Annotated in this window: 19 protein-coding genes; 11 read left to right on the plus strand and 8 right to left on the minus strand. The window is 44.5% G+C overall.

Going from position 1 to position 19,200, the window contains the following annotated elements; genetic code table 11:
- Window positions 1-82 precede the first annotated feature (82 nt).
- Complete coding sequence (gene glnB, locus R7F64_RS17370; RefSeq protein WP_005380372.1) at window positions 83-421, plus strand: nitrogen regulatory protein P-II; 339 nt, start codon at window positions 83-85, stop codon at window positions 419-421.
- Window positions 422-561: 140 nt separating this feature from the next.
- Window positions 562-1,407: an endonuclease/exonuclease/phosphatase family protein gene (locus tag R7F64_RS17375; RefSeq protein WP_017636044.1), complete on the plus strand. Its 846-nt coding sequence runs from the start codon at window positions 562-564 to the stop codon at window positions 1,405-1,407.
- 1 nt (window position 1,408) lies between these two features.
- Here R7F64_RS17375 and R7F64_RS17380 read toward each other — a convergent pair whose 3' ends face one another.
- From R7F64_RS17380 to gloB, 3 genes are all read right to left on the minus strand, one after another.
- The gene (locus R7F64_RS17380) at window positions 1,409-2,095 is read right to left on the minus strand and encodes a YIP1 family protein (RefSeq protein ID WP_005380375.1); all 687 of its coding nucleotides are present in this window, start codon (window positions 2,093-2,095) and stop codon (window positions 1,409-1,411) included.
- Complete coding sequence (locus R7F64_RS17385) at window positions 2,092-3,675, minus strand: LysM peptidoglycan-binding domain-containing protein (RefSeq protein ID WP_017820746.1); 1,584 nt, start codon at window positions 3,673-3,675, stop codon at window positions 2,092-2,094. Before R7F64_RS17385 ends, R7F64_RS17380 begins: the two co-directional genes overlap by 4 nt.
- 254 nt (window positions 3,676-3,929) lie before the next feature.
- Window positions 3,930-4,688 (minus strand): hydroxyacylglutathione hydrolase, encoded by a 759-nt coding sequence (gene gloB, locus R7F64_RS17390; RefSeq protein ID WP_017636045.1) that lies wholly within the window; start codon window positions 4,686-4,688, stop codon window positions 3,930-3,932.
- A 37-nt stretch (window positions 4,689-4,725) separates the two neighbouring features.
- On the opposite strand from gloB, the gene R7F64_RS17395 reads away from it, so the two are divergent.
- Window positions 4,726-5,472, plus strand: a complete 747-nt coding sequence (locus tag R7F64_RS17395; protein WP_017636046.1) for a class I SAM-dependent methyltransferase — start codon at window positions 4,726-4,728, stop codon at window positions 5,470-5,472.
- Here R7F64_RS17395 and rnhA read toward each other — a convergent pair.
- Window positions 5,469-5,933, minus strand: coding sequence for a ribonuclease HI (gene rnhA, locus R7F64_RS17400; RefSeq protein ID WP_005380384.1), 465 nt, complete (start codon window positions 5,931-5,933; stop codon window positions 5,469-5,471). The genes R7F64_RS17395 and rnhA overlap by 4 nt on opposite strands.
- A gap of 59 nt (window positions 5,934-5,992) precedes the next feature.
- Here rnhA and dnaQ point away from each other — a divergent pair, with 59 nt between their 5' ends.
- From dnaQ to R7F64_RS17425, 5 genes are all read left to right on the plus strand, one after another.
- A complete protein-coding gene (dnaQ, locus tag R7F64_RS17405) occupies window positions 5,993-6,715 on the plus strand; it encodes a DNA polymerase III subunit epsilon (protein WP_005380385.1) in 723 nt (240 codons plus the stop codon).
- Window positions 6,716-6,723: 8 nt separating this feature from the next.
- The gene (locus R7F64_RS17410) at window positions 6,724-7,974 is read left to right on the plus strand and encodes a TIGR03503 family protein (protein ID WP_005385382.1); all 1,251 of its coding nucleotides are present in this window, start codon (window positions 6,724-6,726) and stop codon (window positions 7,972-7,974) included.
- Window positions 7,975-8,198: 224 nt separating this feature from the next.
- A complete protein-coding gene (locus tag R7F64_RS17415; protein ID WP_031780222.1) occupies window positions 8,199-8,729 on the plus strand; it encodes a hypothetical protein in 531 nt (176 codons plus the stop codon).
- 191 nt (window positions 8,730-8,920) lie between these two features.
- A complete protein-coding gene (locus tag R7F64_RS17420) occupies window positions 8,921-9,313 on the plus strand; it encodes a DUF1353 domain-containing protein (RefSeq protein ID WP_137282304.1) in 393 nt (130 codons plus the stop codon).
- Window positions 9,314-9,397: 84 nt separating this feature from the next.
- Window positions 9,398-9,808 (plus strand): GNAT family N-acetyltransferase, encoded by a 411-nt coding sequence (locus R7F64_RS17425; RefSeq protein ID WP_213874841.1) that lies wholly within the window; start codon window positions 9,398-9,400, stop codon window positions 9,806-9,808.
- 73 nt (window positions 9,809-9,881) lie between these two features.
- Here R7F64_RS17425 and R7F64_RS17430 read toward each other — a convergent pair whose 3' ends face one another.
- The gene (locus tag R7F64_RS17430) at window positions 9,882-11,657 is read right to left on the minus strand and encodes a SulP family inorganic anion transporter (RefSeq protein ID WP_005380390.1); all 1,776 of its coding nucleotides are present in this window, start codon (window positions 11,655-11,657) and stop codon (window positions 9,882-9,884) included.
- A 202-nt stretch (window positions 11,658-11,859) separates the two neighbouring features.
- Window positions 11,860-14,304 (minus strand): acyl-CoA dehydrogenase FadE, encoded by a 2,445-nt coding sequence (fadE, locus tag R7F64_RS17435; RefSeq protein ID WP_053306714.1) that lies wholly within the window; start codon window positions 14,302-14,304, stop codon window positions 11,860-11,862.
- A gap of 376 nt (window positions 14,305-14,680) precedes the next feature.
- On the opposite strand from fadE, the gene lpcA reads away from it, so the two are divergent.
- Window positions 14,681-15,256 (plus strand): D-sedoheptulose 7-phosphate isomerase, encoded by a 576-nt coding sequence (lpcA, locus tag R7F64_RS17440; protein WP_005380392.1) that lies wholly within the window; start codon window positions 14,681-14,683, stop codon window positions 15,254-15,256.
- A 51-nt stretch (window positions 15,257-15,307) separates the two neighbouring features.
- Window positions 15,308-16,153, plus strand: a complete 846-nt coding sequence (locus tag R7F64_RS17445; RefSeq protein WP_005385395.1) for a class II glutamine amidotransferase — start codon at window positions 15,308-15,310, stop codon at window positions 16,151-16,153.
- A gap of 389 nt (window positions 16,154-16,542) precedes the next feature.
- Here R7F64_RS17445 and purN read toward each other — a convergent pair whose 3' ends face one another.
- Complete coding sequence (gene purN / locus R7F64_RS17450) at window positions 16,543-17,199, minus strand: phosphoribosylglycinamide formyltransferase (RefSeq protein ID WP_005394347.1); 657 nt, start codon at window positions 17,197-17,199, stop codon at window positions 16,543-16,545.
- Window positions 17,200-17,350: 151 nt separating this feature from the next.
- A complete protein-coding gene (gene purM / locus R7F64_RS17455; RefSeq protein WP_005389861.1) occupies window positions 17,351-18,391 on the minus strand; it encodes a phosphoribosylformylglycinamidine cyclo-ligase in 1,041 nt (346 codons plus the stop codon).
- A gap of 179 nt (window positions 18,392-18,570) precedes the next feature.
- Between purM and upp the strand changes: the two genes are divergently transcribed.
- Window positions 18,571-19,197, plus strand: a complete 627-nt coding sequence (gene upp / locus R7F64_RS17460; RefSeq protein ID WP_005380401.1) for a uracil phosphoribosyltransferase — start codon at window positions 18,571-18,573, stop codon at window positions 19,195-19,197.
- The last annotated feature ends 3 nt before the right edge of the window (window positions 19,198-19,200 follow it).

Below are 19,200 nucleotides of genomic sequence, written 5' to 3' on the forward strand. Positions count from 1 at the left end.
CTGGTGGATCAGAGACAAACATTGAATGTTGCGAAACGCTAAACGATAATAAGCGCAATCGATTGAAGCTTAAGGGATGAACATGAAAAAAATTGAAGCGATTATCAAGCCATTTAAACTGGATGATGTTCGAGAAGCGCTAGCTGAAGTTGGCATTACAGGGATGACCGTCTCTGAAGTGAAAGGCTTTGGTCGCCAAAAAGGTCACACCGAGCTTTACCGTGGTGCAGAGTACATGGTGGACTTTCTACCTAAAGTGAAGCTCGAAATCGTTGTAACGGAAGATGTGGCTGATAAATGCGTAGAGACAATCATTGAAACCGCGCAAACTGGTAAGATTGGTGATGGTAAAATATTCGTCACTGATATTGAGCGTGTGGTTCGTATTCGTACTGGTGAAGAAGACGAAGACGCGATCTAAGGTTTCTTGTCACCTGTTTCGTATTTATTATGCTAAAAGGGAGCCAAGTGGCTCCTTTTTTGTTGTTTGCTTATTAGTGAAATCATTTAACCCGAGATTTGTTGTTCTAGATTTCGGGTGCCTACATTCAGGTTTGTCGTATGTTTAAGCGTTTTTTTCTGGCGTTAGCTTTTCTCGTAATGGCGGTATTGGTTGGCTTCCAGGTTATTTTCACCGTACCAGATCAGCCGCAAATTATTACTCAAACAGGTACCGAGCTGACACAAGATATCAGGTGCATCGAATTTAGCGATTCAAAAGCTCTCGATCATGACGGCAAAATCAATGTGCTTGTCTGGAATATCTACAAACAGAACCGGGCTAATTGGCAACGTGCACTCGATGAGTTTTCTGCTGATAAGCAGTTACTGTTATTGCAAGAAGCCAGCATGACACCATCATTTAAACAGTGGTTGGTGGATGGTCGCTGGGTTAGTAATCAAGTGAGTGCTTTTAAGGCGCTGGGTAGCGGTGCCGGTGTAATTAGTATTGCTCAAGGGCAACCAGAAAAAGCCTGCGCTTACACCTCTAAAGAGCCGTGGCTTCGCTTACCTAAGTCTGCATTATATAGCCAGTATCACTTGAGTAATGGCGAGAAACTCGCAGTGGTGAATGTACATGCAATTAACTTCACCGTGGGTACAAAAGAGTATGTATCTCAGTTAACGGCGGTTGAAATGCTTTTAAAGCATCATGTGGGGCCAATTCTATTTGCTGGAGACTTCAATAGCTGGAGTGAATCTCGCGTTAATGCGATGAGGCAGGCCTTAAAGGCTGCGGACTTACAAGAGGTGACGTTCTTGCCGGATCATCGAGTCCAATTTATAACAGGGTTACCACTGGACCATGTGTTTTACCGAGGTCTGACGCTTAAGTACGCAAAAGCGCCGCAGAGCGACGCTTCCGATCATAACCCATTGTTATTGTCATTTACGTTAAATAACTAGCTTAGGTTACCACAATATAAAGTGCCCAAATAACGTAGAAGAATACCCATGGCAGGCTTGCTATCACCAAAGCTTGGCCACGTTCAAACTCCGTCCACGTCAGTACAACGCCGTAGCCGAGCACAATGTACCAAGGCAGAAGCAAAGGTAACGAGCTAGCGAAATGAGACCATTCGTTAGTAAGAGGCAGCTTTAATAGACCATTGAGGCTATTTAAATCGGCAGCGTAAGTCATTACCTGACCATGCTTGAGTAGCAAGCTCGCGTAGCTTGCTACATCGCCCAATACTGCTGGGAATAAGATAGCACACGATGCGGCAAACCATTTCCAGTAACCGTATTGTTGTTTGCTTGCCTTTGTTGCAAGAAAGAACCAAAGCGCGAGCAATAGTAAGGTGGCAAAGCGGTTGAATACATCATTGATGATCGCGCTTGCCATTAGCGTGTTTGGTTCTAATAGCTCAATCTGCTTCGGGTCGATTTGCTGAAATTGCGCAGCAAGTTGGTCACTGAGCCACGTGAAATCGACATTCGAAAAGTAAGCACCCCAGAATAAAAACGGACTAAGCATCAGGAAGATGAACGGTTGCCATCCCCATCCACCGCGTTGATAAAGCGCAAGAAAACAAGATGTTGGAGAACGAAAAATGTCCAACAGCATCACAAGTGGATTGCTTGATGGGTTCATACACTTACCTTCGTTACGTCAACGTACAACTTAAGCTTTTGACCTGGTTGTAAGTATTTTTTCTTGTGTAGCGAGTTCCATTTCACGATGTCGTTCGTTTTTACTTTGAACTTGCTTGCAATGCCGCTAATGGTGTCGCCAGAGCGAACGTTGTAGAAAACGGTACGGATCACAGAACCTTTGTCTGAGTCTTTCCAAATCACTAGCTTTTGACCCACACGCAATGGATCTTTAGGGCCCATACCATTCCATTTAGCTAACGATTTATACGACACTTTATTGTTACGTGCGATTGACCACAAACTTTCTCCAGACTGAACGACATGGGTGAGCTTGAGTTGACCACGAGCACGAGATTGAGTCTTGTTTAATCGGTTTTGTGCCGTTAATGCATATTTTGCATCGTCTTTTGTTGATGTCGGAATCAATAGGTATTGACCAATACGAATGTTGTTATTCGATAGGCCGTTGGCACGTCGAATGACTTTCGTGGTTGTGCCGTATTTATTAGCTAGCACGCTTAAAGAGTCACCAGATTTCACCTTGTAGCGAGCGACCTTCATCCCTTTACCGCGATTTTTCTCCACCTTGGTGAGAAAAGTCTCTTTTTTCTCTACGGGAATCAAAAGTTGGTGCGGCCCCTCAGGCGCTGTCGACCACTGGTTGTATGCTGGGTTGTAACTCTGCAACTCTTTTACGCTAATGCCGGCATAATCTGCGGCAATAGCCAGATCTAACTGCTCTTCTGGATCAACAAGCGTTAGAACAGGCTTGTTTGGAATTGCAGGAATATTAAGTCCGTACTTGTCTTGGTTTGCGATAACGTCAGCCAAGGCCAATAGCTTAGGAACGTAACTGCTGGTCTCTTTTGGTAAGTCTAATGAGAAGAAATCGATAGGTTTACCGAGCTTTTTATTCTTACGAATTGCGCTAGAAACTCGGCCTCCACCGCTGTTATAAGCGGCGATTGCATGTTCCCAGTTACCATCAAAACGCTCGTTTAGTTGTACTAGGTAGTCCAGCGCTGCATCCGTTGCTGCTGCCACATCTCTGCGACCGTCATACCAGTAGTTTTGCTCTAATCCCATCATTTTTCCGGTGCCTGGGACAAATTGCCACAACCCAGCCGCGCTACCATGTGAGTAGGCAAAGGCATCGAATGAACTTTCCACTACAGGAAGTAATGCAAGCTCCATTGGGAGTCCGCGCTCTTCGATACGTTTTGTGATCATGTATAGAAAAGGAGTCGCACGCTTAGATACCGTGTAAAGGTGATTTGGGTGCTTTAAATACCACGTACGGTAGTAGTCCACTTTCTTGTGGTTTGGGATATCCATGTCCAGCTGCATGGCGATACGTTGCCACACATCTTCTTGTTCTTGGGGGGAGAGAACTTTAGGCGCGTCGTTAGCGGATTTTTTTGCTAGTGACGATTTATTGCCCGGTTGAGCTTTTACTGCATTTTGCTTTGCAGTCTGCTCAGATTTATTGGTTTCTGGTGTAGAAGACGTTGAATCTGACTGAGTCAATTGACAGCCAGATAATAACAACGCCAACGCCCAAGTATACTTCAAACGCATGGATTCAGCCTATTTAGGGCCTGTTTATCTTCACCTGCCTGTCGCGCAACGTAATGTGCGTGGCAGTCGCAAGATAATAGACATCTTTTAAACACTAACTAATTTATAGAGGCAAAGAGCTTCTAATTATGCAATGGGGAGAAATTCAAATAGATTTATATCAACCCCAAACGTAAGAGAAGCGCCAGTGGCGCTTCTCGAAAAATCAGTCCCTGATAATACTGGGGTCTTGCAAACTTACAAGCAGAAAATGGTTAAAATTCGTTCTTCCACTCGCGTAAAGCAGTAAAAACCGAGCATGGATCGCTATTTTTAATGCGACTAGCAACAGATTGAACCACGTCAGGGTTAGAGGTTCGCAAGAACGGATTAATCCACTTTTCTTTGCGTATTGTTGTTGGAAGTGTCGGAATGTTGAGTGCTCGCAGTCGGTTTACATCGTCGCGATATTGGCGAAGTTGCTCATTGTCAGGTTCAACCGCTAGAGCAAACGCCACGTTACTCGCCGTGTATTCATGCGCGCAGAAGACTTGAGTTTCTTCTGGTAGAGACGTTAGTTTGCTCAGTGATTCAAACATTTGCTCAGGCGTACCTTCAAAAATACGACCGCAGCCAGCAGAAAAGAGCACATCACCGCAAAACAGTTTTCCGTCCCCAACGTAACCGATATGGCCCAAAGTATGGCCGGGTAACCCAAGTACTAAGAAAATCTCACCAAACAACTCCAGCTTGTCGCCTTCTTCCATTGGTGTCGTTAGGGTTGGAATTGGCTCTGATTTTGGGCCCACAACGGCGACGTCAGGAAATGCACGCACTAAGTCTGGAACGCCACCAATGTGATCGTTGTGGTGGTGCGTAATTAAAATCGCTTCTAAAGTTAATTCGTTAGCCTGCAGAAATTCTAATACTGGCTTCGCATCGCCCGGATCAACGACTGCGCAGCGCTTATCGCTATTTTGTATCAGCCAGATGTAATTATCATTAAATGCGGGTATGCTTTTGATCTCTAACACGATTCGTTCTCCGTCACCCATTTTAGTCAGGTGGTTAATGAAACCAGCACTCAGCAACAAAACTATACCACACCCGTCGACTTGGTCAGCAATGAACAACGGTCCGTGGGTGCTTGAGTCAATCCAGACCCGACTTGATGAATGGTGCCCGAAACTCTTCGGCTACCATATGCTCAAACTGGGCGGGTTGAGCTGTGAGCTAACCAGCTGTAATTGTAACATTCAACACCAAGTCAACGTAGATATCCAGAACCCGTTGCATAATGTGATTGCAGATGGTTACGAATTACCCTTTTTGGAAAAAAGCTTTGATGTTGTGATACTCGCTCATCAGCTCGACTATGCAAGCGATCCACACCGTTTGTTGCGTGAAGTCGATAGAGTGATGATGGATGATGGCTATGTAATTATTACTGGATTCAACCCATTAAGCTTGACTGGATTAGCGAGTTTGCTTCCATGGCGTAAACATAATTTGCCTTGGAGTGGACGAATGTTTACGTCGAACCGCATCAAAGATTGGTTAGGGTTACTTAATTATCAAGTGATTCATTGTGATCGTTATGCGCTGTTTCCGATGAAACGTTACCGTACGATGTGGACATGGTTGGAAAATAGTCTTGGTGATTGGGCATCACCCGCTGGGAGTTTGTATTACATAGTCGCGCGGAAACGGACATACCCTCTCAAGCCTATCAAACCGCATTGGCGCTTGAAGAAAAAGCTCACACCACTTGGGGTGATGAATCGAGAGGGTAACACTATGAGGAAAGAATCTCGCTAAGAGGGTTGGTAACCTGTATCTTCCTCAGTTGGGTTTTCTGCAGCAGTCCGGGCTAGCTCATCACACATTTCGTTCTCACGATGGCCCGCGTGGCCTTTTACCCAATGCCATTCAACTTGATGGCGTGCGGTTTCTTTGTCTAGAGCTTGCCATAAATCGGCATTTTTCACGGGTTTTTTATCCGCTGTTTTCCAACCACGCTTCTTCCAGTTATGGATCCACTGAGTAATACCTTGGCGCACATATTGGCTGTCAGTCGTTAAAGTGACTTTACAAGGTTGTTTTAACGTCTGTAGCGCGACGACAGCCGCCAACATTTCCATGCGGTTGTTGGTAGTTAACGTATAGCCTTTGGAAAGTGTCTTTTCTACGTCTTTGTAACGCAATACTATGCCGTAACCACCTGGTCCTGGGTTACCTAAACAAGAACCGTCAGTGAAAATCTCAACGTGTTTGGTCATATTTTTTGGTACTATTAGCCGAAACATTTAATAAAGCATAGTCTGACATACATAACCTTATGAATACCAGCAGCAATTCTGAATATAACCGCATTGTCGTTCTCGATACCGAAACCACAGGTATGAACCGCGAGGGTGGTCCTCACTACATGGGACACCGCATTATTGAAATCGGTGCCGTGGAGATCATCAACCGTAAGCTGACTGGTCGTCACTTCCACGTTTATTTAAAACCCGATCGTGAAATCCAACCAGAAGCGGTTGAAGTTCACGGTATTACGGATGAATTCTTGGTTGATAAACCGGAATACGCGAGCGTGCACCAAGAGTTTCTTGAGTTTATTAAAGGCGCAGAACTTGTTGCCCACAACGCGCCCTTCGATACCGGCTTTATGGATTACGAGTTTGGCATGCTCGATCCTAACATCGGCAAAACGGACGACTACTGCAAGGTGACCGACACCCTTGCTATGGCGAAGAAAATCTTCCCTGGTAAGCGAAACAACCTTGATATCTTATGTGAACGTTACGGTATTGATAACTCGCACCGTACTCTCCACGGAGCTTTGCTCGATGCGGAGATTCTAGCCGACGTTTACCTCTTTATGACGGGTGGTCAAACGAGTCTAGAATTTAACGCGAATAAACAAGAGGGTGGAGTAGAAACCATTCGTCGTATTGAAGGAAGAAAAGCGCTAAAGGTTTTGCGCGCAAGTGCCGATGAACTAGAAGCTCACCAAAAAAGATTAGAGTTGGTGAACGACTGTATTTGGCATCAATAGGAGAAGCTATGTTGAGGGCTTTGTTGGTCGCGTTTTTAGCGATATGGAGTAGTCTCTCGAGTGCTGCGAGTGAATCTACAATGTCTTTGTTAGACAATCGCTTTCGAGTTGATCCAACCATCGAGCAGATCACGTTTTTGGTTTATCGTGAGCAAAGTTCTCAGCCAGTTGTTTTAGTCCGTCCTGACGGTAAAAAATACTATGCTTGGGGCTCTTACGACAATGTACGTTGGTATCAAGAAGCCTCTCTCGATATTATTTCCGTTGATAACCCTATGCCAGGTCCATGGCAGGCTGTGGGGAAAGTTACGCCTAAAAATAACATCCGCTTAATTTCTCACCTAAAGCTCAGTACGGATCTGTTCCCAAACCGATTATATAATGGGGAAGCGCTTAAGTTTACAGCTCGCCTGACCTCCGACGGCAAACCTCTTGTATTGCGCGACTTCCTTGATCGCGTGAATCTGCGCGTGACATTTACCAAGTTTGTCGAAAATGAAGATGAGCTGATCAAAGAAGCTCGTCCAGTGCCGATGGTTGTGGGTGAGTTTTCTGATGACGGCCGCGGCTTGGATGAAAAAGCAGGGGATGGTGTGTTTACGGTTCAGCTCCCAATAGACGTTGAGCCTGGTAAGTACCGCGCGCGCATCACGTCTGGCAATGGCGTATTCTTACGAGCGCAAGAACAAGTCATCTTGGTTTATCCGAACCCAATTTCTCGTACTTTTATTCAGGCTCGTAATCCCGATAAGCCACACCAATTAGTGGTGAGTGGCGAGCAAGGTATGATTGCACCAGGCTCCATTGCAGTCACAGTGAAAAAGGACGCTCCCGATGGCTTCATTAGTTACAGCCAAGGACAGGTCTCTAAAGATGGAATGAGAGTTACGTTGGACCTCAATAACGATGCTGAGCTTGGTAAGTACGCATGGCGCGGCGAGATCTTTGCCACTGATTTTGCAACCCAGCGTCCGTTGGTGTTTCCTATTCCAGAGCAAACTTTCAGTGTTGTTGATGAAGTTGATCTAGAAGCTGCTCGAATTGCAAAAGAAGCTGAATTAGCCGAGCAGCGCCGTATTGAAATGGAAAAGCAAATTATCGCTGAGCGGGAGGCTGAGCGTAAGCGCAGCATGATTATTATCGCGGTAGGTAACTTGATAATGCTGCTGATTGTGATCATTGCATGGATAGTTTGGCGCAAAATTAAAGCGAAGCGCGATGCCATGCCAGAGATGCAATTAGAAGTACCAAAGAAATAGTAGTAACACACACATAAAGCGAGAAACGGAGCCAATCGGCTCCGTTTTTTTTCAAGTTACCAAATTGGAAGAAGAAAAATGGATAAATTATGAATATTTAAGTTTACTGTACTCAAATATATGTTTTGGATTTTATATAAATAATATATCATTTTTACTTTCTAAATTGGTTGCATTTTTTATGTGACTAACTTTCAAAATAATCAATTAAAGATAAAGAAATAATGAATAAAATTTTAGCTTTTTTTTGTGCAGTGATAATTGTAGGTTGCTCTTCTATTGATAATGGTATTAATAATCCAGATGCGGGAAGTAATAATTTAAAATCACTTGATACCTTCACTTTTGATCCCTTAAGTAAAATCCAAAAAGTAGAAATACCAACTTATTATGATGGCTTGTTTGATACAGCAAGACCCTATTTAGATGAAAAGTACCCTTACACTTATGTCAGTAAACCTCAAGCATACATAATTGATGACGAGATTATTTCTTTTGCTCCCTGGTTTCCTGTCGAAGGAAGGTTTACGGTTTTTCCAACCGCTCACTATATAGTTATAACTCAAGAAACCGAGAGTGGCTTAGTCTCCGCACGATTTAATCATGAACAAGTAATTAAGCTGTTAAGTGAAGAGTATAAAATTACTGAGCATACAAGTCCGTTTTTTCATTATGTTCTAGAGGTTTCTCCAAGTGAACAAGCCAATTTTGTAGAAGATATCCATAAAAAATTGAGTAGACTTCCTTCAGAATAAGGATTCTTGGTTAAATTTTGATCAATAAAGTCAGGGGTTCTGGCTTTATTGATTGCATGGAGTTCTATTTATATTGATTTGGGCTTTGTAATAGGTAGTACGTCATAATAACAAGAGCCGATCTTGTAGGGTTTCTGGATAAATATTCAGCTGTGCGTGATAAATAAGAATAAGTAAACGCGAGGTCTCTGATGAAATACAAAAAGCGTCAGAAGTATAAATACACTCTCCATTCTGAAGAAAAGATTGAGACGCACATTTCAGTGAGTCAGGCGTATGACAGCCCTTTTCTTAGTTTGTCCAAACAAGGCGTGTTAACGATTAAAAAGGGCTATGCATGGGATGGAGCGAGTGGGCCAGCGTTAGACACAAAAAACATTATGAAAGCTTCTTTAGTGCATGATGCTCTTTACCAACTCATGAGGGAAGAGGTGTTGCCTCAAAGTGCTCGAAAGCATGCGGATACGTTGTTGAGAGAAACATGTTTAGAAAAAGGAATGTCTAGCTTCAGAGCAACTTATATCTATTATGGCGTCAGAGTTGTCGGCGGGTTCTTTTCTAGACCCGATACTTTGTGTGCTTAATGGGAACATCTTTCCAACGTTTAACTGTTTATTTATACAGTTTGGTTATGTAAGCTCCAAGGTGATACAAAGGAGTAGTACATAATGACAATAAGATATGAAGAGCATGTGCCAAGCCCGAAAGAATACTGTGATATGCGTATCAACGCCGGGCTATCACCCAAATCGTTGAAAGCTGCTGAAATTGGTCTACCCAATTCGTTATATGGCGTATCTGTTCGGGATGAAGGAAAGCTCATTGCAATGGGTCGGGTTGTTGGTGACGGGGCGTGTAACTTCGAAATTGTCGACGTTGCCGTTGATTCTGATTATCAAGGCAACGGTTTAGGTAGAAAAGTCATGGAATACATCGACGGTTATCTTTCTTCTGTTGCACTTGAAGGCTCTTACGTTTCTATGATTGCTGATGAACCGGTCTTTTACGAAAAGCTTGGTTATAGGCTGGTGGCTCCTAAAAGCCAAGGGATGACAAAAAAGTTTAAGCCAAAGGCGTAACACGTATTCAGCTGTGAAGATAAGCACTAGAAAACAGGAGTTTAATTTCCTGTTTTCTATATTAAATTTGTATTTAAGCCACTTCTGGAATTGGTTTGGGTGGCTGCTCTAAATCAGGCTCTTTTTGAACAGTAGGAATTTGTCCCTCACCCACAGCACTGATGTAACAGCCACTAAGTTTAATGGCAAGGTACATATCAGCTCGCAGTAAGATGCCTCCTTCACTGGTGCTGATACCAGTAAGCTCACACCATTGACGAAGACGTCGTTTCCTTCCTGCGAGGATTAAGCGTACACCTCTCTTTTTCAAAGTATTGTGAATATCTGCCAGTGTTGCCATCACACTGAGATCCAAGTGAGTAAAGCTCGATACGGCGTCGATGACAACGCAACTTGCGTCTTTGTGATGCTCTGCCTGCTCTAACACTCTACGTTTAAAGTAAGGAGCATTGAAGTAAGTTAGCGGTGAGTTAAAGCGGTAAATCACCATTCCAGGAATAGGCGAAGCTTTTCCTGAGTCGTCGATGGTCCGAATGGTACCTTTTTCATCCAAGCCAAGTAGCTGATCACTCGGTCGCATGACAATCCGTAAAAATTGAAACAGCCCTAACAGTACCGCCAAAGTGATCCCCGGTATTACACCCACGATCAACACAGAAATAAAAGTAATGATGGCCAGATAAAATGCATCTTTGTCACGAGATTTTAATTTCCAAATTGCTTTAAGATCGAGCAGCGATAGGGACGCAATGATCAATACAACCCCAAGTGAAGCGATAGGGATGAACTGTAAAGGCTCGTAAATAAATACCGCAATAATGGCAATGGTGATTGCGGCGACAATCGAAACTAATTGAGATTTACCGCCATTTGCATCATTGACGGCTGTGCGTGAGTCAGCGCCGCTTATCGCGAAACCTTGCGAAAACGCTGAGGCAATGTTGGCAAAACCCAACGCCTGAAACTCTTTATTAGCATCAATATCATAACCGTTTTTAGCAGCGAAACTGCGGGCGGTGAGCATCATGCTAACAAAACTGACAATCGCAAGGTTGAGCGCCGGGACCACTAGTTCACGGACTTCACCTAGCTCAAACTCCGGTGTTTGAAACTGAGGGAAGCCACCTTGAGTGAGTCCGACAACCGATACGCCCATCTCTTGTAAATGGAAAAACCAAACTGACGCAGTAGTTACGAGGATCGCCAGCATGGCAGCAGGCCAAGTTGGTCGGTAGCGTTTGGTGAGCAAATAAACGACAACTGTCACGATACTCAGAGTTACAGTAGGCCAATGAAGATCGGTTAATCGTTGTGGAGCTTCCCATAAACGTTCTAGTAAATAACGTTGCTCGTATTTCAAACCGACTACTTTCGCAAACTGACCAACGATAATTGTGAGAGCAACACCGTTGAGTAGACCCAAAAGAATCGGACGAGAAAGGAAATCTGCAAATACCCCTAGCTTGAAACGACTTGCCAGTACACACCAAATCCCCGTCATCGCTGTCATGGTCATAACCAACTGCCAATGTTTTGTGGGGTCACCTGCGGCAAGTGGTGTCACAACAGCAGCAATCACTGCACAGGTTGCTGCATCGGGTCCGACAATGAGTTGTCGAGATGTGCCCATCATGGCGTAAACCAACATTGGCAGTACACACGAATACAGACCGACAATTGCGGATACACCAGTTAATTGTGCGTAAGCTATGGCAACTGGCAGTGCAACCGCGACAACAGAAAAGGCGGCTCTAAAGTCGTTAACAAACCATTCTTTTTGATAATGCTTAAGCTGAACAAGCCCTGGGAACCACTGTGCGAGTAATATTTTAGCCAACGGATTTACCATATATGTGAGTGAGTTACTTAAAGTATACACCGCTTAGTTGGAACGTCTGTGAGTTAGTTATCACTGGAAATCGGGGAAAAGATTGGAGTGCGAGGATTTTATTGCGCAGGGGGGCTTTGTAGTGTGAGGTGTTATGAATCCGATTCTGGAAGCAATAAAAAACGGGAGCTGATACTCCCGTTTGTGATCTCAGATTCTAGAGTTACGCGACACTATCCATCTGAGGGTATAGCGGCTTTGCGGCAAGCAGTTCCGGCTCAAAATCGTCAACGTTGATTGTATCTAGACGATGCTGTTCCGCTTCTCTGAGTAGATCGGCTTCTTCTTGCGTGATAAAGCCTTGCTCTAGCCCTTCCTGAGCAATCATATCCAAACGTAAGAATGGGCGACGCTTACCCTGCGCTTTACATACTTTGTCAAACACAGGCTCAGCTTGAAGAATGACTGATAGTGCAAGTTCAATCTTACCTGCTGCGTTGTGCTCGGTTGGTTCAAGGTATTGACCGCGACCAATGCGTGAGCGCGTTGCACTTGGCGTTTGTAGAATGCGCGCCACTTTACTGTCTAGTTTATCGCTTGGTGCTTTGCGTACGCGACCAAATGGCATGATTAATACGCGTAGCGCACGGCCAATTACTTTGTTCGGGAAGTTTGCTAAGAATTCATCTACTGCCACTTCCGCTTGTTTCAAACTGTCTTGTAGACCCCAGTGTACTAATGGTAAATCTTCGACTGGACGGCCATCTTGCTCAAAACGTTTCAACGTCGCAGAGCTCAAATATAGCTGGCTTAGAATGTCACCAAGACGTGCTGATAGACGCTCTTTACGCTTCAAAGAGCCACCTAGCACTGCCATTGAGATATCCGATAGCAGAGCAAGGTTTGCACTGTAACGGTTCAATTGTTGGTAGTAACGCTTGGTTGCATCTTTGGTTGGTGATGAAGAGCCCAGACCGTCGCTCAAACCAAACCAGATACTGCGCACTAGGTTACTCATTGTAAAGCTCACGTGACCAGCAAGCGCTTTATCAAATTTCTCGACAGCATTACTTGCTTCAGAATACGCCGCGTTCATTTCTTCAAGAACGTACGGATGGCAACGGATTGCGCCTTGGCCAAAGATGATCATTGAGCGTGTTAGAATGTTAGCACCCTCAACCGTTACCGCGATTGGCGCACCTTGGTAACCACGAGCTAGGAAGTTAGAAGGTCCCATACAGATACCTTTACCGCCTACGATGTCCATTGCATCGATGATGCTTTGCTGGCCGCGGTGCGTACAGTGATACTTCACGATAGCTGAGATTACTGATGGCTTTTCACCTAAGTCGATACCCGCAACGGTTAAGTTGCTTGCTGCATCCATCACGTAAGCATTACCACCCAAGCGTGCTAATGGTTCTTCAACTCCTTCCATATGGCCGATCGGCTGTTTGAACTGACGGCGAATACGTGAGTAAGCACCGGTTGCCATTGCCGCAGTTTTGATGCCACCTGTTGAGTTTGAAGGTAGCGTGATACCACGTCCAACCGACAGACACTCAACCAGCATACGCCAACCTTGGCCCGCCATTTTTTCGCCACCGATAATGAAATCGATAGGAACAAAGATGTCTTTACCGCGCGTTGGACCATTTTGGAATGGCACATTGAGTGGGAAGTGTCGGTTACCAATCTCAACACCTTTGACATCAGTTGGGATAAGCGCACAAGTGATGCCAAGATCTTCTTTGTCGCCTAGCAAACCTTCAGGGTCGCGAAGTTTAAATGCTAAGCCTAGTACCGTTGCGACTGGCGCTAGGGTGATGTAGCGCTTGTTCCAAGTTAGGCGCATACCCAGTACTTCTTTTCCTTCCCATTCGCCTTTACAGACCACACCGTAATCTGGAATAGATCCAGCGTCAGAACCCGCTTCTGGACTTGTTAGGGCGAAACAAGGGATTTCCTTACCTTCAGCTAGGCGCGGTAAGTAATGATTTTTCTGATCTTCAGTACCGTAGTGTTGCAGTAACTCACCAGGGCCTAAAGAGTTAGGAACACCAACGGTAGACGATAGAACGCCAGAAACACCCGTTAATTTTTGTAGTACCAAAGATTGCGCGTATGCTGAGAATTCTAGACCACCGTACTTTTTCTTAATGATCATGGCGAAGAACTTATGATCTTTCAGGTATTGCCAAACTTCTGGCGGTAAGTCCGCGAGTTCATGGGTCACTTGGAAATCACTCACCATGGCGCACACTTCATTCACAGGGCCGTCTAAAAAGGCTTGTTCTTCCGCACTTAACTTAGGTGCTTGAATCGCGTGTAGCTTTTGCCACTCTGGTTTGCCTTTAAATAGTTCGGCTTCCCACCAGACGGTACCTGCGTCTAACGCTTCTTTTTCGGTTTGAGACATAGCTGGCAGCACTTTCTTGAAAAGCACTAACGCTTTGCGGCTAATTAAAGACTGACGTACGCTAGGAACCGCGAGCACAGCTGCGGCGAGAACGTAAATAGCCCAACCAATAACGCCGACAGTACCAGCTACTGTAAGAGCCAGCATGGCTGCGGTGAGTAAGCTAATAGATTTCACGAGAGACATGCGGTGGTAGAGCGTAATGCCTAGCACGATCGCCATCGTGATGATTGAGAGCAAGATGTCCATATGTATTTTCCTTTTCAGACTTTATAAGTTTTGTACGTCTGCATGTTAGGTAAGAGGTCTAACCAGTTGGTTTAAGTGTAATCAAAATATTAAGGAAATGTAAAACATAAGATTGGATAAAAAGTGATCTAAGTAGAGTTAAAATTCTAAAGTTGAGATTTGAGTGATGGTTTCATGAGCAAGTTGACAAGTTTATTACCATCACTAATCTAAATCTGTTGGTTCACTATCGACACTAATTCTCGTTTGTGGGTAAACTCAGAGTAATCAAACCCGAGTTCAGGTTTATGAAATGTCCGATACCAAATTGGTATCAGAACAATTTGCTCAGTGAGTCTAGAGCTGACTGAAGCCGAAATAATAAAGAGAACGTCTTATGTACCATGATCTGATTAGAAGTGAATTAAACGAAGCTGCTGAAGTGCTCAACAAATTTTTAAGCGATGACCATAACATTGCGCAAATCGAAGCAGCGGCGAAAATGATTGCTGACTCATTCAAGCAAGATGGTAAAGTATTGTCGTGTGGTAACGGTGGTTCTCACTGTGATTCAATGCACTTTGCCGAAGAGCTAACAGGCCGTTATCGAGAAAATCGTCCTGGCTATGCTGGTATTGCTATTTCAGATCCAAGCCACCTTTCTTGTGTGAGTAATGACTTTGGTTATGACTTCGTGTTTTCACGCTATGTAGAAGCGGTTGGTCGAAAAGGTGACGTACTGTTTGGTCTGTCGACGTCAGGTAACTCAGGTAACATCCTGAAAGCGATTGAAGCAGCACAAGCTAAAGGCATGAAGACGATTGCGCTAACAGGTAAAGATGGCGGCAAAATGGCAGGCCTTGCAGATATTGAAATTCGCGTGCCACACTTTGGTTATGCAGACCGCATTCAGGAAATTCATATTAAGATTATTCATATCATCATTCAGTTGATCGAAAAAGAGATGGAATAATCGTTTTACGGCCACCGTTTCGAGCTGTGTTGTTAGGGAGTTTTTTAAACCATGTGTGAATTGCTCGGTATGAGCGCTAATGTTCCAACGGATATTTGTTTCAGTTTTACTGGGCTCATGCAGCGTGGAGGTCGAACCGGCCCACACCGTGACGGATGGGGGATCACCTTCTACGAAGGGAAGGGCTTTCGAACCTTCAAAGATCCCAAGCCAAGTTGTGAGTCTAAAATAGCAGAGTTGGTACAAAATTATCCCATCAAAAGTCGTGCGGTCGTTAGTCATATCCGACAGGCGAATCGTGGTGGTGTTAATTTAGAAAATACTCATCCCTTTACACGTGAGCTGTGGGGTAGGTATTGGACGTTTGCGCATAACGGTCAGCTCTCTGGCTACCAAGACTTGCATACAGGTCGACATAGACCTGTCGGTGAGACAGATAGTGAACTGGCATTTTGCTGGTTATTGAAGCAAATGGAAGATCGATATCCTGAGCCACCAAAGGATATGGAGTCGGTATTCTTATATGTTGCTAAATGTTGTGATGAGCTAAAAGAGAAGGGTGTATTTAACATGCTTCTGAGTGATGGTGAGTATGTAATGACGTATTGCACCAATCATTTGTATTGGATCACAAGACGCGCACCGTTTGGAAAAGCCGCGTTGCTTGATGAAGATGTGGAAATTAACTTCCAAGAAGAAACAACGCCACATGACATCGTTTCTGTGATCGCAACTCAACCTTTGACGGGCAACGAAGCTTGGCAGCGTATGAAACCTGGCGAATACGGCTTGTTTCACCTAGGTGAACTAGTCAAAAATAATGCCTCTGAACTGGTAAATGTGCCGTTTGCGGCGGCTAAGCCGGGCAATCAAGCGCCAACCGAACCGTTAGAGTGATGGTCTCTTACTCTGAATATAAAAATAAAGCTCGCTTAATCGCGAGCTTTATTTTTATGCGTTTTAAACCGAGGGCGGATACGGATGAGCATTCTTACTTTCTAGAGTGCTGGTAGTAGAGTCCTAGTCTCGCTAAGGCTTGCTGTAAAGACGTAACTGATAGAAATTTCTCATAAAACACCTCGTCAGTCTGAACGGTGAAGAACGAACCAGATGCAGAATCTACTTTCCGAGTGTTATGTTACTCAAGTGGTTATGGGATTTTTTAGAATGCTGGGTTTTAGGTTTCTAGTCTCACCATGGTTTTCTTGAATCAAGTTTATAAGTATTAAAACAACCAAGAGCAGCCCTCAGGCTGCTCTTTTGTGCTTGGAGTTTATTATTCAGGGCTACTCATCTGAGGCGTACCCATGTACGCCAAGCTCTGCGCCATCTAAATAGGCTTTACCATCCTTCATGATCAACCGCTCGTCTACCAGCCACTTAGCCACCATAGGGTAGATTCGGTGCTCCTGCGCCTGAACACGTGCCGCAAGTACACTAGCATCATCGTCTTCGAACACAGGAACTTTTGCTTGCAGTATGACAGGGCCACCATCAAGCTCTTCCGTTACAAAGTGCACACTCGTACCATGTTCTTTATCGCCAGCATCAATTGCTCTCTGGTGTGTGTGTAGCCCAGGATATTTTGGTAGAAGAGAAGGGTGGATATTGATCATCTTACCCATGTAATGAGAAACAAATGCGCTGCTCAGAATGCGCATGTAACCAGCAAGAATAATCACGTCTGGTTGGTATTCATCTATTTGACTCATTAGCTCTGCATCAAAGCTTTCACGCGAGCTGAATGCTTTAGGGTCGACAAAGTGACCGTCCACATCAAACTTTTTTGCACGTTCTAAACCAAAAGCATCTGCTTTGTTAGAGAACACGGCTGCCACTCGTGCGTTTGGCATGCTGTCTTCGCAAGCTTCCAAGATAGCTTGCAGGTTACTTCCGTTACCCGAGATGAGGACCACAATGTTTTTTAGGGTATGGTTTTTCATGATGTCGAGAGCGCCTTGGTATTGTAGGTTGGAGTTATGTAGCTTCTAAACTACCTACTAATAGAATGGTTTTTAGTGTTCTAGATAGCAAAATGAGGACCTAGTCATCTAGTGTCCTCATTCTTCTTATCTTTTGAGCTCGATTTGCAAATTATTGGATTTCAACTTGCTCTTCGTTCGCGTCTGCTTGTGCGATTTGACCAATCACCCACGCGTTTTCGCCTTCTTCTTTAAGAAGAGCAACTGCTGCATCTGCCTGGTCTTTCGGTAGTGCGACGATTAGACCTACACCACAGTTGAATGTGCGGTACATTTCGTGTGTGTCGACGTTGCCTTTCTCTTGTAGCCACTTGAAGATAACTGGCCATTCCCAACTGTTACCATCGATAACTGCTTTCGTGCCTTCAGGCAGTACGCGTGGGATGTTTTCCCAGAAACCACCACCAGTGATATGAGAAATCGCATGGATGTCGTGTTTCTCAATCATCTTAAGTGCTGACTTGATGTAAATTTTTGTTGGTTCTAGTAGGTGCTCACCAATAGTGCGGCCTGCTAGCTCTTCGCTCTTATCTGCACCAGATACTTCTAGGATCTTACGGATAAGGGAGTAACCGTTTGAGTGTGGGCCGCTTGAACCAACAGCGATAAGTGCATCACCAGCAGCGACTTTCGTGCCGTCAATCACGTCTTCTTTTTCTACTACGCCAACACAGAAACCAGCTACGTCGTAGTCTTCGCCTTCATACATGCCAGGCATCTCCGCAGTTTCGCCACCAATTAGGGCACAACCTGCTTGAACACACCCTTCTGCGATACCTGAAACAACATCCGCTGCGGTATCAACGTCTAGTTTGCCTGTTGCGTAGTAATCTAGGAAAAACAGTGGCTCTGCGCCTTGCACGATAAGATCATTTACACACATTGCCACTAGGTCGATGCCAATCGTGTCGTGCTTGTTCATATCCAGTGCTAGGCGAAGTTTTGTGCCAACGCCATCAGTACCAGAAACCAGTACAGGTTGTTTGTATTTAGTTGGCAATTCGCATAGCGCGCCAAAACCACCGATACCACCCATAACTTCAGGGCGACGAGTACGTTTTACCGCACCCTTAATACGATCCACAAGCGCGTTGCCTGCATCAATATCTACACCAGCGTCTTTATAGCTAAGAGAAGAGTTGTTACCACTCACAGGGAAGTCCTCGGTATTAAGTTGGATATGAAAACGGCGCTATTCTAACAGTGCTTAAACATAGATAGCAAACGTTTGCGTCTGTTTTTTTCTTTAGTGATTTATCCTGATATCCCTGTGAAAATCATGTATAATCTGAAGGTTTGTTTAAATATTGCCAACTATAGCCGGAGATGGACATGAAAGTTGTTGAAGTAAAGCACCCTCTAGTAAAACATAAAATTGGTCTAATGAGAGAAGGTGACATCAGCACAAAACGTTTTCGTGAGTTAGCGACTGAGGTCGGTAGCCTACTTACTTACGAAGCAACGTCAGACTTTGAAACAGAAAAAGTGACCATTGATGGTTGGAACGGTCCGGTAGAAGTAGACCAGATTAAAGGTAAAAAAGTAACCGTAGTGCCAATCCTACGTGCAGGTCTAGGCATGATGGATGGAGTTCTTGAGCACATGCCAAGCGCACGTATCAGTGTTGTGGGTATTTACCGTGATGAAGAAACGCTTGAGCCAGTTCCTTACTTCAACAAGCTTGCTTCAAACATCGAGGAGCGTATTGCGCTTGTTGTTGACCCAATGCTTGCAACAGGTGGTTCTATGATTGCTACGATCGATCTCCTAAAAGAGAAAGGTTGTAACCAAATCAAAGTGCTGGTACTTGTTGCTGCACCAGAAGGTATTGAAGCGCTAGAAAAAGCACACCCAGATGTTGAGCTATACACTGCGGCAATCGATGAGAAGCTTAATGACAAAGGCTACATCGTTCCGGGTCTAGGCGATGCAGGTGATAAGATCTTCGGTACTAAGTAATTC

Source organism: Vibrio sp. Vb1980 (assembly GCF_033338615.1).
GTDB lineage: Bacteria > Pseudomonadota > Gammaproteobacteria > Enterobacterales > Vibrionaceae > Vibrio > Vibrio alginolyticus.

Excerpts from the sequence above, each read along its gene's own strand:
- glnB (WP_005380372.1), top strand. The coding sequence starts at position 83 with ATGAAAAAAATTGAAGCGATTATCAAGCCATTTAAACTGGATGATGTT.
- R7F64_RS17375 (WP_017636044.1), top strand. The coding sequence starts at position 562 with ATGTTTAAGCGTTTTTTTCTGGCGTTAGCTTTTCTCGTAATGGCGGTA.
- R7F64_RS17380 (WP_005380375.1), bottom strand. The coding sequence starts at position 2,095 with ATGAACCCATCAAGCAATCCACTTGTGATGCTGTTGGACATTTTTCGT.
- R7F64_RS17385 (WP_017820746.1), bottom strand. The coding sequence starts at position 3,675 with ATGCGTTTGAAGTATACTTGGGCGTTGGCGTTGTTATTATCTGGCTGT.
- R7F64_RS17395 (WP_017636046.1), top strand. The coding sequence starts at position 4,726 with ATGAAACCAGCACTCAGCAACAAAACTATACCACACCCGTCGACTTGG.
- rnhA (WP_005380384.1), bottom strand. The coding sequence starts at position 5,933 with ATGACCAAACACGTTGAGATTTTCACTGACGGTTCTTGTTTAGGTAAC.
- dnaQ (WP_005380385.1), top strand. The coding sequence starts at position 5,993 with ATGAATACCAGCAGCAATTCTGAATATAACCGCATTGTCGTTCTCGAT.
- R7F64_RS17410 (WP_005385382.1), top strand. The coding sequence starts at position 6,724 with ATGTTGAGGGCTTTGTTGGTCGCGTTTTTAGCGATATGGAGTAGTCTC.
- R7F64_RS17415 (WP_031780222.1), top strand. The coding sequence starts at position 8,199 with ATGAATAAAATTTTAGCTTTTTTTTGTGCAGTGATAATTGTAGGTTGC.
- R7F64_RS17420 (WP_137282304.1), top strand. The coding sequence starts at position 8,921 with ATGAAATACAAAAAGCGTCAGAAGTATAAATACACTCTCCATTCTGAA.
- R7F64_RS17425 (WP_213874841.1), top strand. The coding sequence starts at position 9,398 with ATGACAATAAGATATGAAGAGCATGTGCCAAGCCCGAAAGAATACTGT.
- R7F64_RS17430 (WP_005380390.1), bottom strand. The coding sequence starts at position 11,657 with ATGGTAAATCCGTTGGCTAAAATATTACTCGCACAGTGGTTCCCAGGG.
- fadE (WP_053306714.1), bottom strand. The coding sequence starts at position 14,304 with ATGGACATCTTGCTCTCAATCATCACGATGGCGATCGTGCTAGGCATT.
- lpcA (WP_005380392.1), top strand. The coding sequence starts at position 14,681 with ATGTACCATGATCTGATTAGAAGTGAATTAAACGAAGCTGCTGAAGTG.
- R7F64_RS17445 (WP_005385395.1), top strand. The coding sequence starts at position 15,308 with ATGTGTGAATTGCTCGGTATGAGCGCTAATGTTCCAACGGATATTTGT.
- purN (WP_005394347.1), bottom strand. The coding sequence starts at position 17,199 with ATGAAAAACCATACCCTAAAAAACATTGTGGTCCTCATCTCGGGTAAC.
- upp (WP_005380401.1), top strand. The coding sequence starts at position 18,571 with ATGAAAGTTGTTGAAGTAAAGCACCCTCTAGTAAAACATAAAATTGGT.